Here is a 13,019-nt window from a genome sequence, read left to right on the forward strand (position 1 = left end):
TGCCGGCAAGGCGGCTCATTCAGGCTGCCGCTCGATGTAGAGAAGCACCTCCCCCAGCTGGATGCCGAACTTGCTGATGGCAGCCCGGTTGAGCAAGCGATTTTCATCCAGCAGATACATCCAGTCATCGAAACTCACCCGCACCACGCTGCCGTCAGGCAGCGCCAGATCGAGCAGATAGCGCCAGTTGAGGGCAAAGCCTGCCGTCTTGCCTACCGCCTCCCCCACCACGTCGGCCGCCGTGCCGCGCCAGTGACCATCCGCCCCCTTGCTCAAAAACCAGGTGCGGGTCTGCTGGCGCCCGTCATCAAAGTAGAACTGCTCGAACAGCTCCCCCTTACCCCCCTGCCAGTGCCCGCGCATCTCCACCCGAAAACGGCTGGTCACCTCGCCGCTGCGATCGGTCACCAGACCGTGCGCCGTCAGCTTGCCATTGAAGAAGCGAGCGAGATCCCATTCGGGGCCCTGACCGCGATAATCCTCCAGACTGCTGCCACAACCAGCCAACAGAAGCAGTGGCAACAACATCAGGTAGCGCCAGGCGTGGATGTATTTCATGAATCCCTTTTGCATCAGCGCTCTCCCCGCAGGCGGCGGGTGAGCGCCGGATCACGGCTCCCTTGTGCCAGCCAGATGGCAAGAAAGGCCGCCGAAAATTGTGGATCGGCGAGGGTGCCGAGCGGCTTGTCCCGCCACCAGAAATGGCCTGCGCCGCCCCTGTCGACATAGAAGGTAAGCCGGTCACCCACCTGGACGTCGGGCCAGAGCGTGGCGAGCTGACCAAGCCAGCCCTGGCGCTGCTGTTCACTGCCAAGCCCCAATCGCTGCCACTCGGCGGCGGTGGCGCTCAACAGATCTTCCCGCTCGATGGCTCTGGCGTAGGTGAGGCTGAGCGCCTGAGGATAGTGACCCGGCCGATAGCGGCCGTTCTCGCTGTAGAGGGTGGCATCATAGAGCTTGAACCAGAGCCAACTCATCTCGCCGCGCCCGACCGGCTGCAACTGCTGCCAGGGAGTAACCAGAGCTTGCCCGGTCTGGGCGAAAGGGGTCAGCGGTAGGCTCAAGCCTGCCAGCAGCAGGCTAATTCCACCCCATGTGCCAATGGGCGGGATCTTCGAGTTCATGCCAGTCCATCTCCTGTTCCTGCAGCGTGTTGATGTCCTGCATCACCACCTGCTGCAGCTGCCCCTGCGCGTCGCGCTGACAGGCCACCACCAGATAGAAACGCTCGGTCAGCTCGTGCCGGCTCTCTTTGGTCCATTTGGAAAACAACAAGGTGTCGGTCGAAAAGGTGTTCATCTCGCTTCACCCTCCAGCTTGACCGTTACCCACAGGAGTACGGGTAACCACCACATCCAGATCACCGCCAGCAGTGCCGCACTGATCCCGATGCCCCAAGGTAAGTGTACTGCCCCCATGGCAGCTCCCGCCACATAGGAGGAGGCCCCCCCCACCATGCCGAACAACCCCTGCTGCCAGCGCGGCAAGGGCCGCAACCAGCGCAGGCCGTGGCAGAGGGTCAGGGCAAAACCGCACCAGAGCAGCACCAACCAGAGTGGAAAACCGGTGTTGAAATAAAACAGCCCGAGTTGCCAGAGCAGGGCATCGAGCAGGCTGCCGGCAAGGGCGACCGGGATGAGCCGCCAGTCGTGCCAGCGGCGAGGAGAGAAGAGAAAATGAAGCAGCAGCAGTGCCAGCAGCGGACCCGGCTGCTGCCACTTCACCGCCAGCAACCAGTAGAGGTTGAACCCCAGCAGATGGGCCCACTGCCACATGATCAGCGACCGCCGACGGGCAGATCTCCACTCCAGCCGAGTGGGCCCGGTTTGGCCGCTTCCAGCTGCACCAGGCTGATGGTGCGCTCCCAGAAGCCCCCTTCACAGTAGGCGAAATAGAAGTGCCACAAGCGGATGAAGTCCTGGCTGTAGCCGAGGGCTGGCAGCTCGGGCGCCAGCGCCAGGAAGCGCTCGCACCAATCAGCCAGAGTACGGGCGTAGTGGTGGCCGTGATCGTGCAGCCGCACCAGCTGCATGTCGGTCTCGCGCGCCAGCAGCCCCGCCATCTGGGAGACGCTCGGCAGGCAGCCGCCGGGGAAGATGTAGCGCTGGATGAAATCAACCCCGCGCAGATACTGGGTATGGCGCTGGTCGGCAATGGTGATGGCCTGAATGAGCAGGCGACCACCGGGTTTGAGCAGCCGCGATAGCTGGCGGAAATAATCGGGCAGGAAGGCGTGGCCCACCGCCTCTATCATCTCGATGGAGACCAGCTTGTCGTAGCTGCCCTCCAGCTTGCGGTAGTCCTCCAGCAGCAAGGTGATGCGATCCCCCAGCCCCTCCCGCGCAATCCACTCCTTGGCGTAATCGTGCTGGGCCTGGGAGATGGTGGTAGTGGTCACCCGGCAGCCGTAGTGACGGGCCGCATAGACGGCGAGGCCGCCCCAGCCGGTACCGATCTCCAGCAGATGATCGTCGGGGCCGAGCGCCAGCCGCTCGCAGATGGTACGCAGCTTGGCCTGTTGCCCCTCTTCGAGAGTGGCCTCGGCATGGGGATAGATGGCGCTCGAGTACTGCATGTGGCTGTCGAGAAAACCCTGATAGAGGGTGTTGCCGAGATCGTAATGGGCGGCGATGTTGGAGCGCGACCCGGTCAGGGTATTGCGGTTAAGCCAGTGACGCACCTTGTTGAACGGGAAACTGAGCCAGCCGAGGCGCCGCTCAAGGGAATCGAGCAGCGCCAGGTTACGGGCCAGCAAGCGCACCAGTGCCACCGGATCCGGGCTGGTCCAAAGCCCCTCCACCCAGGTTTCCCCGGCGGCGATGCTGCCCCCCAGCAGCAGGCGGCGATAGAAGGCCGGATCCTGCACCACCAGCTCGGCGTGCAAATCGGTGCCCGCCACACCAAAACTGTGGCGCTCAGTGCCATCCCGCAGCAACAGCTGGCCATGTTCGAGGCGCCCCAGCAGATTGAGCAGCAGTTGCCTGGCCCCCTTGTCGATGAAAGAGGCAGAGAGGGTTGATTGCACAAGTTCCATTAGCGGCTCTCCGGATGGCTAAAAATGGGTGTTCGTTTGATAAAAAGACGCAGGGCCTGCCAGTAGATCCCGAGCAGCACCTTCATGGTCATCCAGGGCCAGCGGGCCAGCAGGGCCACCAGCCCCTTGCGCGACAGCGGCGCCCGGCGCAGCGCCAGGGTGGCGTCAAACAGCTTTGCCTCGCCGGATACGGGATGACTCTCGATGTGGATCAGTGTCTCCTGCGCGGGCGGACGAATGCGCCAGTGGTAACGCATCGCCAGCCCCATGAAGGGTGAGACGTGAAAATCCTTGTTGTGAGGGGCCAGCGCCGCCAGATCCAGCAGGTAGTAGTGGCGCTCGTTCCAGGGGGTGTTCGACACCTCCGCCAGCAGATAGCGAGCCTCTCCCTGCCGGTAGCAGAAGTAGAAGTTGACCGGGCTGAAGTAGAACCCCAGACAGCGCACGTTACCAAGCAGCAGCACCCGCCCCTCGGGCTCGGCATCGCCACCCAGTTCGCTCACCTTCTCCCACACCGCCTGCTTGAGCGGCCCCTCGCTGCCACGCAGATAATCGTCACGGTGAAACGAGAGCAGCCCTGCTCGCTCTACCCCGAACCAGCACCCGCGATCGAGTTGTGACAACTCGTCGAGATCCAGCCCCAGCATGAAAAGGTTGTAGGAGAAGGCATGGGCGCGCGGTGCAAAGCGGCGGTGGCGCACCGACCCCTGCCAGATGGCGCTGAGGGTACCGGTCATGGCCTCGGCACTCGCCTCTTGTCCTACCAGGACTGCCCCCTTCATAGCTCGGCCCCGAACCGTCTGGCCACGTCCAGCGCGCTGCGCACCCCATCTTCGTGAAAGCCGTTGTACCAGTAGGCGCCGCAGAAGTGGGTGTGCTGCTGGCCGCAGATCTCCGCCCGCCGCTGCTGGGCGGCAATAGAGGCCTGATTGAACACCGGATGGTGATAGACAAAGCGGCGCAGCACCTTGCTCTCGTCCACCTTGCCCTCGGGATTGAGACTCACGCAGAAGGGCTGCGGCGAGCTCACTCCCTGCAATATGTTCATGTTGTAGCTCACCAACGGCCGCGCCCCGTCATCCTCACCCAGCTGATAGTTCCAACTGGCCCACGCCTTGCGGAGCACCGGCAAGCAGCGCACATCGGTGTGCAGCCAGACGTCGTTGGCCTGATAGGGCATGGCACCGAGAATGGCCTGCTCCCGCTCACCCGGATCCGCCAGCAACGCCAGCGCCTGATCGCTGTGACAGGCGAGGATCACCTCGTCAAACCGCTCCTCGCCGTAGCTGCTCTGGATCAGCACGCCGTCCGCCTGGCGCCGGATCCCCTGCACCGGACAGGCCAGACGAATGTGAGCCTGCCAGCCGGCCGTCAGCGGGCCGATATATTCCCGCGAGCCGCCAGGGATCACGTACCACTGAGGCCGGTTGGCCACCTCGAGCAGCCCGTGGTTGGCAAAAAAGCGCAGGAAGAAGCCCAGCGGAAAGGCGCGCATATCGGCCAGGGTCGACGACCAGATGGCGGCCCCCATCGGCAAAATGTAGTGGCGGGCGAAGTAGTCGCTGAACTCCCCCACCTGCAGAAAATCCCCCAGGGTCAGCTCGGCGCCCTCGCCCTGATGTTGACCATCGGCCAGCCAGGCCCGCGCCTCGCGGTTGAAGCGCAGGATCTCGGCGACGAAGCCGTAGAAACGGGGGCTCAACAGGTTGCTGCGCTGGGCAAACAGGGTATCCAGGTTGTGACCGTTGTACTCCAGCCCCTGCGAGCTTTTCACCGAGAAGCTCATCTCGGCCGGCTGCCGCGCCACCCCGATCCGCTCGAGCAGCCGCAGGAAGTTGGGGTAGGTGCGGTCATTGAAGACGATGAAGCCGGTGTCGATGGCATAGCTTCGCCCCGCCTGGTGGACGTCGACGGTGGCAGTGTGGCCACCCAGGGTCGGCGCCGCCTCAAACAGGGTGATGTCGTGCAGCTTGTGGAGCAGGAAACCGGCGGTGAGACCTGAAATGCCGGAACCGACGATGGCGATCTTTTTCTTCATTAAGGGCGTCCTTTCGATACGAGTGCGCGGCCAAGGCGCAGCCAGAGCCCCGTCGGCAGCGCGCCGAGCAGGCGCAGCAGCCAGATGAAACGGCGGGGAAAGTGGATCTGGTGACGACTGGCGGCGAGCCCCACCATGATGGCGCGGGAAGCCTCTTCCACCGTCACCAGGCAGGGCATGGCAAAATCATTTTTAGCGGTGAGCGGCGTCGCCACGAAACCGGGGCGGATCAGGGTCACGCCAATCCCTTTGCCGGCCAAATCGAGACGCAAGGTATCCGCCAGATAGTCGAGGGCCGCCTTGGAGGCGCCATAGGCTTCGGCCATGGGCAGCGGCAGCCAGCTTACCGACGAGCTGACGATGGCAAGGCGCCCGCCCGCCCCGAGCAGCGGCAAAAAAGCGGCCAGGGCATGACCGGTGGCAACGAGGTTGGTCTCGATGACCCTAGCAAACAGGGCGCCGTCAAACCCCTCGGCTACATCCATATACTCGCAGTTGCCGGCATTGAGGATCACCAGATCAACCTGCGGCAAGCAGGCGGCCGCCTCGCTCACGGCGCTTGCATCGCGCCCGTCAAACTGCAGCGGTGTGATGTCGTGACGACCCAGTGCCAGCAGCCGCTCGCCATCGCGACCACAACCCCACACCTGCCAGCCTGCACGCCGATAATCGAGCGCCAGCTGAAAGCCGATGCCCGAGGTGGCTCCGGTAATCAGCACCCTGCCGCCACTCATGCGCCCAGCCTCCCCTTGATGGTGCGCACCAGGGGGCCTATCAGCGGCAACTGCTCGTAGAGCATGGCGCCCAGATCGAAGTAGTCGCGATGCAGGCACACCTTGCCCGCCTCATCGAACTCCAGGCGGGTTGCCCCCTCCACCGTCACCGGCGCACCGCCACGCAATCTGGGATGGGAGAAAGTCATGGTCCAGCCGAGCCAGGCCTGGCGCCCCTGCAGCAGCTGGCTGGTGATGACGAAACGGCAGTAGGCCAGACGCTGATAGAGGACGGCAAAATAGTCGGTGAGCGCCGCCAGCCCCTCAATGCGGTGAGCAGGATCGGTAAAGACCACCTCGTTTGAGTAAACCTCCGGCAAACGGTGCAGCTCGTCTCTGCTTAGCTGCTGATAGAGGGCCACAAAGCGGGCCAGCGACTCATCCATGCTATTTCTCCAGGGCGCGAAACATCTCGATGGCTCTCACCCGGGCAACGGCGTGGTCCACCATGGGGGCCGGATAATCGTGTCGCCCCTTGAGCCGCAACCAGTCGTGGGGCTGATGCAGATAGGCGGCAGGCAGATCAGCCAGCTCAGAGACCCAGATACGAATGAACTCCCCTTGCGGATCAAACCGTTGCCCCTGGGTGGTGGGGTTGAACACCCGGAAATAGGGCGCCGCATCGGCCCCGGTCCCCGCCGCCCATTGCCAGCCACCGTTGTTGGCCGCCAGATCGCCGTCGATCAGTCGGCTCATGAAATAATCCTCCCCGAGCCGCCAATGGATGTGCAGATCCTTGGTGAGAAAGCTCGCCACTATCATTCGCAGCCGGTTGTGCATCCAGCCGGTGGCGTTGAGGCAGCGCATCGCCGCATCGACGATGGGGTAGCCGGTTCGTCCCTCACACCAGGCGGCGAAGGCATCCGGGTCCCAGCTCCACGGCAGGGCCGCCGTCTCCGGCTTGAAGGGCCGATTCATGGAAAGGGTCGGGATCAACAGCAGCAGGTGGCGATAAAACTCGCGCCAGATCAGCTCATTGAGCCAGACAAAGCCGGGCTGAGCCTTCGACTGGGGCCGGTAGCCAAGGCGCTGCTGGAGCGCCGCCACGCACTGGCGCGGGCTGATGATGCCGGCAGCCAGATAGGGGGAGAGCACGGAGGTACCCGCGATGGCAGGGAAATCCCGGGTCTCGCCATAGTCGAGCACCGCCTGCTCCAGAAAGTCATTCAGACGGCGGCTGGCCTCGGCCTCCCCCACCGGCCAGCGGGGGTCTGCCGTCAGTTCGCCAAGGGCGGCATCGACGAAGTCCCGCGCTGCCAGCGGCTGCCACGGCAGCGGCTCACCACGAGCAGTGGGCGCGCGATGAATGACGAAACCATCCTCATCGAGCGCTTTGAGCCAGGCGCGGCTGAAGGACGTGAAAACCTTGAACATCTCGCCAGAGCCGGTCAGCACCCGCCCAGGCGGCAGCACGCAGCAGCCGTTGAGCCAATGACAACCCACCGCCTGCTCCGCCAGCGCGGCGGTGACGGCCTGGTCCCGACGCAGCTCATCGCTCTCGATGGCTTGATTGGCGTAGAGCTGGGTTACGCCCAGCTCGCGGCAAAGCTCTGCCAGCGCTGCTGGCACCTCGGCAAAGGTCTCCACTCGCAGCACATGGAGCGGGATGCCGAGCGCCGCCAACTCGCGGCCCAGCACATCGACCTGCGCCAGCAAAAAGCGCTGACGGACCGGGGCCAGCTTGTGCTGCTGCCACTGGGTGGGGGAGAGGATAAAGAGCGCTGCGACCGGCTCATCATCGGCGCAACCATGCCGCAGCGCCGGGTTGTCGGCAAGGCGCAGATCGCTGCGAAACCAGACCAGCTTCATGATTTTTTCCTCCCGCATCCGCTGGCGCCACCCGCTGCGGGCCTGCCCGCCATCGCCTCGGCAAGGCTTGCCTGCCAGCCGTGGGCTTGCAGCCACTCGCCATCGTAGAGGCGCCCCAGCTCACCAAAGAAGCGGGTACCGGCTGGCCAGTCGGCAGCCAGCTCCTGTTTGCCAAGCCCAGCCCCCAGCAGCACCAGCCAGGGAGTAACCGCACGCCCCTCCAGCAGGCTGGCATGGCGCGGCTCCACCGCCCCCAGCAGTTGCACCTCATGACCCTGACCGATCAGCTCGTAGGCAGCCCAGACCAGATCGAGCTGGCCCACCTGTCCCCAGCTCGCCAAGGTGACCGGCATGCCCTTCTCCTGCTCGATCAGGTGGCGGGCAAAGCGGGTGTGCAGCCAACCGAGCCACACCTGTTGCAGCAGCTCACCATCCGGCCGCTCGCGCCACAGCCCGAGCAACCGCTCCACCAGCGGCTGCAGCACCCGGCTGCGCACCAGCTCGAACGGGTAGCTCGCCAGCAGGTCGTTCAGCTCGGCCTCTGCCTTGCGCTGGTTGAAAGCGAGCAGCGCCTGACTGAACTGCTCCAGGGTTTGCTGCCAGTGATCGCTCACCGGCTGGGCCTGGGGTTCGCTCAGGAGTCCCTTCACCTGTCCGATGCTCACCCCCCGCTCCAGCCAGCTCAGGATTTCGCCTATCTGGCGAATGTCCTGCTCGCTGTAGAGGCGGTGGCCCTTCTCGGTGCGGGCCGGCTGCACCAGCCCGTAGCGACGCTGCCAGGCGCGCAGGGTCACGGCGTTGACGCCGGTGAGGCGGGAGACCTCGCGAATGGGGTAGATCCCCTCCTCCGGCGAAGAAGAAGCGGCGTGCGGTAAATCAGACATAACGACATCCAGCAAAGGTTGAGGGAGAGGCCCCGGCCATCCGCCGGGGCCTGCACAGAACATTCAGAGCCCGTAGCGCAGTTTCAGCGTGTCGGGATGGGGATTGAGATATACCTGCTCGGCGAGATAGGGGTTGGGGTATTCGCGCAGGTAGTGGCGGATCAGGGTGAGCGGCACCAGCAGCGGAAAGACGCCGGTACGGTACTTGTCGATGGTGTCGCACAGTTCCTGCTTCTGGGCCGGGGTCAGCACCCGCTTGAAGTAGCCCTGCAGGTGCATCAGCACATTGGTGTGGCTGCGCCGGTTGGCCCGCAGGGTCAGCGCCGCCATCAACCCCTTGATGTAGCTGTCGGCCACCTGCTGCAGGTCGGCCTTGGCCAGGTTGCCGAGCAGCTTGCCAAGCGCCCGGTAGTGGGTGGTGGCGTGGGAGAGCACCAGATACTTGTAGCGGGAGTGGAAGCGGATCAGCGCAGAGGCGGTGATGCCGCGCGCACAGAGCTGCTGCCAGTCGTGGTAGGCAAAGACCCGCAGCACGAAGTTTTCCCGCAGGATGGGATCGCACAGGCGGCCATCCTCTTCGACCGGCAACAGGGGATTGGCCTCCATCAGCGCCTTGGCAAACAGGCCGACCCCCTCCTTGGCACTCCCCTCGTTGTTAGCGCCATAGATCCGCACCCGCTCCATGCCGCAGCTGGGGGATTTGGCGCAGAGGATGTAGCCGGAGATGAAGTCGAGCTGGCGCGCCTTCTGCTCGCTGAAGGCGATGAGCTGGTCGGTGACGTCGAAGCTGCCGTTGCTCGCCTCGGCGCGGATCTCGCCGTGGCGCTTCACCAGCCGGATGGCGGCGCGGGGCGCCCCCAGGCCAATGGCCATCTCGGGACAGACGGGGTGATAGTCAAAGTGGGCACCGAGATCCCGCTCGCAGAAGCTGGAACGCTTGTGGCCCCCGTCGAACCGTACCTCCTGCCCCAGCAGGCAGGCGCTGATACCAACCTTGATCTTGTACATATCATCACTCCTTGTATAAGTCTGAATCAGTTATAGCAGTTATACAAAAAAATGGAAGCTGTATAACTATTGCGGACTGATACGGCACAAGGGTGAAGGGTGGATCAACCGGAAATGAAAAAACCCATGACCGAAGTCATGGGTAAAAATGAAGACACTACAGGAAGGATAATTAGAAGCTGTACTTCACACCCAGGCTGGTGATAGAGCCCTGTTGCAGGTCCCACTTGCGGTAGGTGTAGTCGGCGGTGAGGGCCAGGTTCTGGCTCACCTTGTAGGCGGCGCCCACTTTGAAATCGTGCATGTCGTCGGTCATGTTGGCGTAGCGATAGCCGGTGGAGAGCTCAACCGCGCCGATGTCGTAGCGCAGGCCAGCCTCACCGTACATGCTGCCGCTGTTCTTGCGGGTGATCACATCCCAGCCGCTGTCTTTGACGTTGGCAGCGACCTGACGCTCCATGGTGTAACCCATCAGGCCCGCTTCCCCATACAGGTTCAGACCTGTGCTGAGCGGAGTGTAGACACCCAGACCCAGGCTGGAGATGCCCATGCTGTCGTTGCCATCGTTGCGGGAGGTGTACTCGCTGCCCAGACGACCATAAAAGTTGGAACCGAAGCTCTTGGAGAGGTCCAGGTTCAGACCGCCGAAGTCGCGGTTGTTGCTATCTTTGCCGCCGATGTAATCGGACTTGGTGTGCGCCCAGGTCAGGCCGCCTTTGGCGTAGCTGAAGGCATCCTCAGCCAGAGCGGAAGTTGAAGCGAAACCGGCCAGAACCAGAACTGAAAGTGCAACTTTTTTCATTTTGATGACTCCATCGTTGAGCTAGTTGAGACCTAGCTGGAATGGGGTCATTGTGCAGAGGGTGGGGAGAAATGCCGAGCGGCAAGCTGTTGCCAAACCATGTCAGATGTAAGCAACTGTTGCAGGTGGTTACCGGGTTAACAATCAAGACAGGCTCCACGAAGGAGCCTGTTGCATGAGGGATCAGCGGAACTCCACTTCCTCAATCTCGACCCGCACCAGGGGCTTGCCGGTGAGGCCGGCCGGGCGCGGCACCTCCAGCATCATGGAGGGGCGCTGCTGCCCCTTGCGCAGATAGGACTCCGGCAAGCGGTTCTCGCCGACCCAGAAGCGGGCCTCCTGCTTGACCAGCTGGGCCCCCTGCTCGCTGAACAGGGTGACGCTGCCGCGCACCCGTACAACGTTGCGGGTGCCGGTGTTGCTCACCATGAATTGCAGTTGTAGAGGATCCGAACCCTCCACCTTGGCCAGCTTGACGCCGATCCCGTCCTTGACGGCCTGAGCCAGCAGCTCGGGGTTGCTCATCGCCTGCTCGGTCAGCACCGGCACGGCCACCGTGCCCTGCACCGCGCTGCCGTCGGCGGCGGGCTTGAGCAGCAGGTATTCCCAGGTAAAGTCATCGTTGAGCTGCACCTGGCGGCCATCCGGCAGGGTCACCTGGGTGAGCGGAGCGGCCTGCACCAGCAGGGGCGAGAGGCAGAGGGCAACCAGCAGACGGGACAAGGGTTTCATAGGGTGATGACTCGGCGTCGATGGAAAAGGGCGTCAGTATAAAGAGTCCGTCCCGGCTTGCCTATGACCGCACTCACGTTCCTGCCCTCGGTTGCCTAGACCACCAGCTCCTGCCGCTCCTCTTCCGCCGCCATGTCCAGCGTCACCAGATCGAAGGCCGTGCTCTTGAGGGCGGTGAGGATATCCGGCTGCAGATCGAAGGCCTGGGCCCGCAGCCTGGCCGGCACCCGCACCCGGGCCAAGGTGGTGGCCCGATCGGCGAGGGTATGAAAAAACACCTGGGCCTCCTCCAGCCCCATGTCGGCCAGCATCTGTTCCGCCATGTCCACCATCCGCAGATGGCGGCGCTCCACCAGCTCGGGGTCGGAGAAACGGTAGCTCAGACAGCCGTGGGCACTCTTGCCCCAACGCCCGAGCTGGCGCTTGTTGAAGCCGTAGCGAAAGTCCCTGTGGGTCATGCCCTGCTTGGCAAACAGCCAGAGGGTATTGGTCGGCAGACTGCCGAAACGGCGCAGATACTCCTGCAGCTCCTCCACCGGCGCCGGCAGCAGCATGGGCAAGTGGCTCCAGTCGGTTTCCAGCGCGGTGAGGTGGCAGATATAGCGCACCGGGTCGATCACCTCGTTGAGGTGGCGCAGGTGATCGCAGAAGATCATCTCGTCGGTCTTGATCACCCGCTGCTCGATGCCGTAACGCTGGCAATAGCGCTTGGCGCGCGCCACCTCTTTGCGGCTGCGGGTCGGGCTGTCCAGGGTGATGGCCCGGATCCGGATACCGCTGGCGCGGCACAGATCCATGCTGTAGCAGGATTCCAGTCGACCGGAGAAAGAGACCACCAGTTCGCCGTAGCCAGCCAGGGTCTCGATAAGTGACTGTTCCCTGGTCTGAAAGGTCTGATCGTATCCCCGATTCAGCACAACGATATTGGCATCCATAACAGCGGCACCGGATGATGAATTGGGCGCCATTGTGCTGCAACAATCCTGAATAAACCCTTAAAGGGCAGGGATAAATCAGAATTTAATGATAATTTCATGCCAATTAGTTTCATTTTCATCCAGCTGAGCATCGTAAATCCGAAGTTTCGCCTGATGAACCTGATGCATGCGCAGGAATCCCTCCGCCTGTTCGAGGGAGGCAAAGGTCAGCCGGCCCCCTCCACTGTCGGTGAGACACTGCATCTCGCCGTCAACCTCGACACAGAGCTGATACCCACTGCCATCCAGGCAGGCGATCAGCAGCCCCGCATCCGGATAGTGACTGAGCCAATTGCGAAACCGGCCATGCTCCATACCCTCTCCCTCTACATCCTGCCATTCAGGCGGGCAGGTAACCCTGCGCCACCAGCTGCTGGCGACAACTGTATGCATCGGTAAACACCAGGCCGCCGATCCCCAACGCCTGTGCGGCAGTCACGTTGGCCGGGCTGTCATCGATGAACAGGCACTGCTCGGCCTGCAAGTCGAACGACACCAGCAGATAGCGGTAGATATCCGGCTCCGGCTTCATCATCCGTACCCTTGCCGACACCACCTTGCCGCTGAAGAAACGCCAGAAGGGCTGATGCCGCTCCAGCCAGTCGATGCTGGCATGACCCATGTTGGAGAGTGCATAGAGGGTGTGACCCGCCCCATGCAGGCTCTCTATCAGGCTCAGCATAGCGGGATCCGGCACCAGCGAGGCGGGCACCGCCTGCAAAATCGCCAGATTTTCGGCGGCGCTCAGCCCGGTGCGATGCTCGGCCTGACGGGCCATGGTGTGCAGTGAGAGGGTGCCGCGGTCCACCTCCAGCCAGTCCGGGTGGTTGAACAGCCGCTCTGCCAGCTGCTCCGCTCCATGATCCCCGCGTACCGAGCGCACGATACCGACCGGATCCCAGCTCACCACCACCCGTCCCAGATCGAAAATAATCGCCATCTTCACCTCCAGCTATCTGCAT

17 protein-coding genes are annotated in these 13,019 nt (G+C 63.2%); all 17 read right to left on the reverse strand.

Annotated features, from left to right (window positions below; genetic code table 11):
- Positions 1 to 15: 15 nt before the first annotated feature.
- The gene (locus AACQ43_RS04925; protein WP_168966246.1) at positions 16 to 573 is read right to left on the reverse strand and encodes a DUF3833 domain-containing protein; all 558 of its coding nucleotides are present in this window, start codon (positions 571 to 573) and stop codon (positions 16 to 18) included.
- Positions 573 to 1,124: a chalcone isomerase family protein gene (locus tag AACQ43_RS04930; protein ID WP_168966247.1), complete on the reverse strand. Its 552-nt coding sequence runs from the start codon at positions 1,122 to 1,124 to the stop codon at positions 573 to 575. Before AACQ43_RS04930 ends, AACQ43_RS04925 begins: the two co-directional genes overlap by 1 nt.
- Positions 1,081 to 1,299, reverse strand: coding sequence for a TIGR02450 family Trp-rich protein (locus AACQ43_RS04935; RefSeq protein ID WP_168966248.1), 219 nt, complete (start codon positions 1,297 to 1,299; stop codon positions 1,081 to 1,083). Before AACQ43_RS04935 ends, AACQ43_RS04930 begins: the two co-directional genes overlap by 44 nt.
- Positions 1,296 to 1,775, reverse strand: a complete 480-nt coding sequence (locus tag AACQ43_RS04940) for a DUF2878 domain-containing protein (RefSeq protein WP_146061059.1) — start codon at positions 1,773 to 1,775, stop codon at positions 1,296 to 1,298. Before AACQ43_RS04940 ends, AACQ43_RS04935 begins: the two co-directional genes overlap by 4 nt.
- Positions 1,776 to 1,777: 2 nt before the next feature.
- A complete protein-coding gene (locus AACQ43_RS04945; RefSeq protein WP_168966250.1) occupies positions 1,778 to 3,034 on the reverse strand; it encodes an SAM-dependent methyltransferase in 1,257 nt (418 codons plus the stop codon).
- Entirely contained in the window at positions 3,034 to 3,816 is a 783-nt protein-coding gene (locus tag AACQ43_RS04950; protein ID WP_168966252.1) for a DUF1365 domain-containing protein, read from the reverse strand. The genes AACQ43_RS04945 and AACQ43_RS04950 overlap by 1 nt, the downstream gene beginning before the upstream one ends.
- Positions 3,813 to 5,072, reverse strand: a complete 1,260-nt coding sequence (locus AACQ43_RS04955; protein WP_168966254.1) for an NAD(P)/FAD-dependent oxidoreductase — start codon at positions 5,070 to 5,072, stop codon at positions 3,813 to 3,815. Before AACQ43_RS04955 ends, AACQ43_RS04950 begins: the two co-directional genes overlap by 4 nt.
- Positions 5,072 to 5,806 (reverse strand): SDR family NAD(P)-dependent oxidoreductase, encoded by a 735-nt coding sequence (locus AACQ43_RS04960; RefSeq protein ID WP_168966256.1) that lies wholly within the window; start codon positions 5,804 to 5,806, stop codon positions 5,072 to 5,074. Before AACQ43_RS04960 ends, AACQ43_RS04955 begins: the two co-directional genes overlap by 1 nt.
- Complete coding sequence (locus AACQ43_RS04965; RefSeq protein WP_073349145.1) at positions 5,803 to 6,231, reverse strand: nuclear transport factor 2 family protein; 429 nt, start codon at positions 6,229 to 6,231, stop codon at positions 5,803 to 5,805. The genes AACQ43_RS04960 and AACQ43_RS04965 overlap by 4 nt, the downstream gene beginning before the upstream one ends.
- 1 nt (position 6,232) lies before the next feature.
- Entirely contained in the window at positions 6,233 to 7,654 is a 1,422-nt protein-coding gene (gene phrB, locus AACQ43_RS04970) for a deoxyribodipyrimidine photo-lyase (protein ID WP_168966258.1), read from the reverse strand.
- On the reverse strand, positions 7,651 to 8,538 hold the full coding sequence (locus AACQ43_RS04975) for a MerR family transcriptional regulator (protein WP_168966260.1): 888 nt from the start codon (positions 8,536 to 8,538) through the stop codon (positions 7,651 to 7,653). Before AACQ43_RS04975 ends, phrB begins: the two co-directional genes overlap by 4 nt.
- A gap of 63 nt (positions 8,539 to 8,601) precedes the next feature.
- Positions 8,602 to 9,546, reverse strand: a complete 945-nt coding sequence (locus AACQ43_RS04980; protein WP_016349814.1) for a YbgA family protein — start codon at positions 9,544 to 9,546, stop codon at positions 8,602 to 8,604.
- Positions 9,547 to 9,718: 172 nt separating this feature from the next.
- Positions 9,719 to 10,348, reverse strand: coding sequence for an outer membrane beta-barrel protein (locus tag AACQ43_RS04985; protein WP_011705025.1), 630 nt, complete (start codon positions 10,346 to 10,348; stop codon positions 9,719 to 9,721).
- Positions 10,349 to 10,531: 183 nt separating this feature from the next.
- Entirely contained in the window at positions 10,532 to 11,080 is a 549-nt protein-coding gene (locus AACQ43_RS04990; RefSeq protein WP_168966262.1) for a DUF3157 family protein, read from the reverse strand.
- A gap of 95 nt (positions 11,081 to 11,175) precedes the next feature.
- On the reverse strand, positions 11,176 to 12,048 hold the full coding sequence (locus AACQ43_RS04995) for a hypothetical protein (protein WP_076362335.1): 873 nt from the start codon (positions 12,046 to 12,048) through the stop codon (positions 11,176 to 11,178).
- Between the two features lie 45 nt (positions 12,049 to 12,093).
- A complete protein-coding gene (locus AACQ43_RS05000) occupies positions 12,094 to 12,372 on the reverse strand; it encodes a DUF6482 family protein (RefSeq protein ID WP_016349810.1) in 279 nt (92 codons plus the stop codon).
- A gap of 25 nt (positions 12,373 to 12,397) precedes the next feature.
- A complete protein-coding gene (locus AACQ43_RS05005) occupies positions 12,398 to 12,997 on the reverse strand; it encodes an HAD family hydrolase (protein WP_168966264.1) in 600 nt (199 codons plus the stop codon).
- Positions 12,998 to 13,019 lie beyond the last annotated feature (22 nt).

It is taken from the genome of Aeromonas sp. DNRA1 (assembly GCF_963888745.1).
Classification (GTDB): Bacteria; Pseudomonadota; Gammaproteobacteria; order Enterobacterales; family Aeromonadaceae; genus Aeromonas; species Aeromonas hydrophila.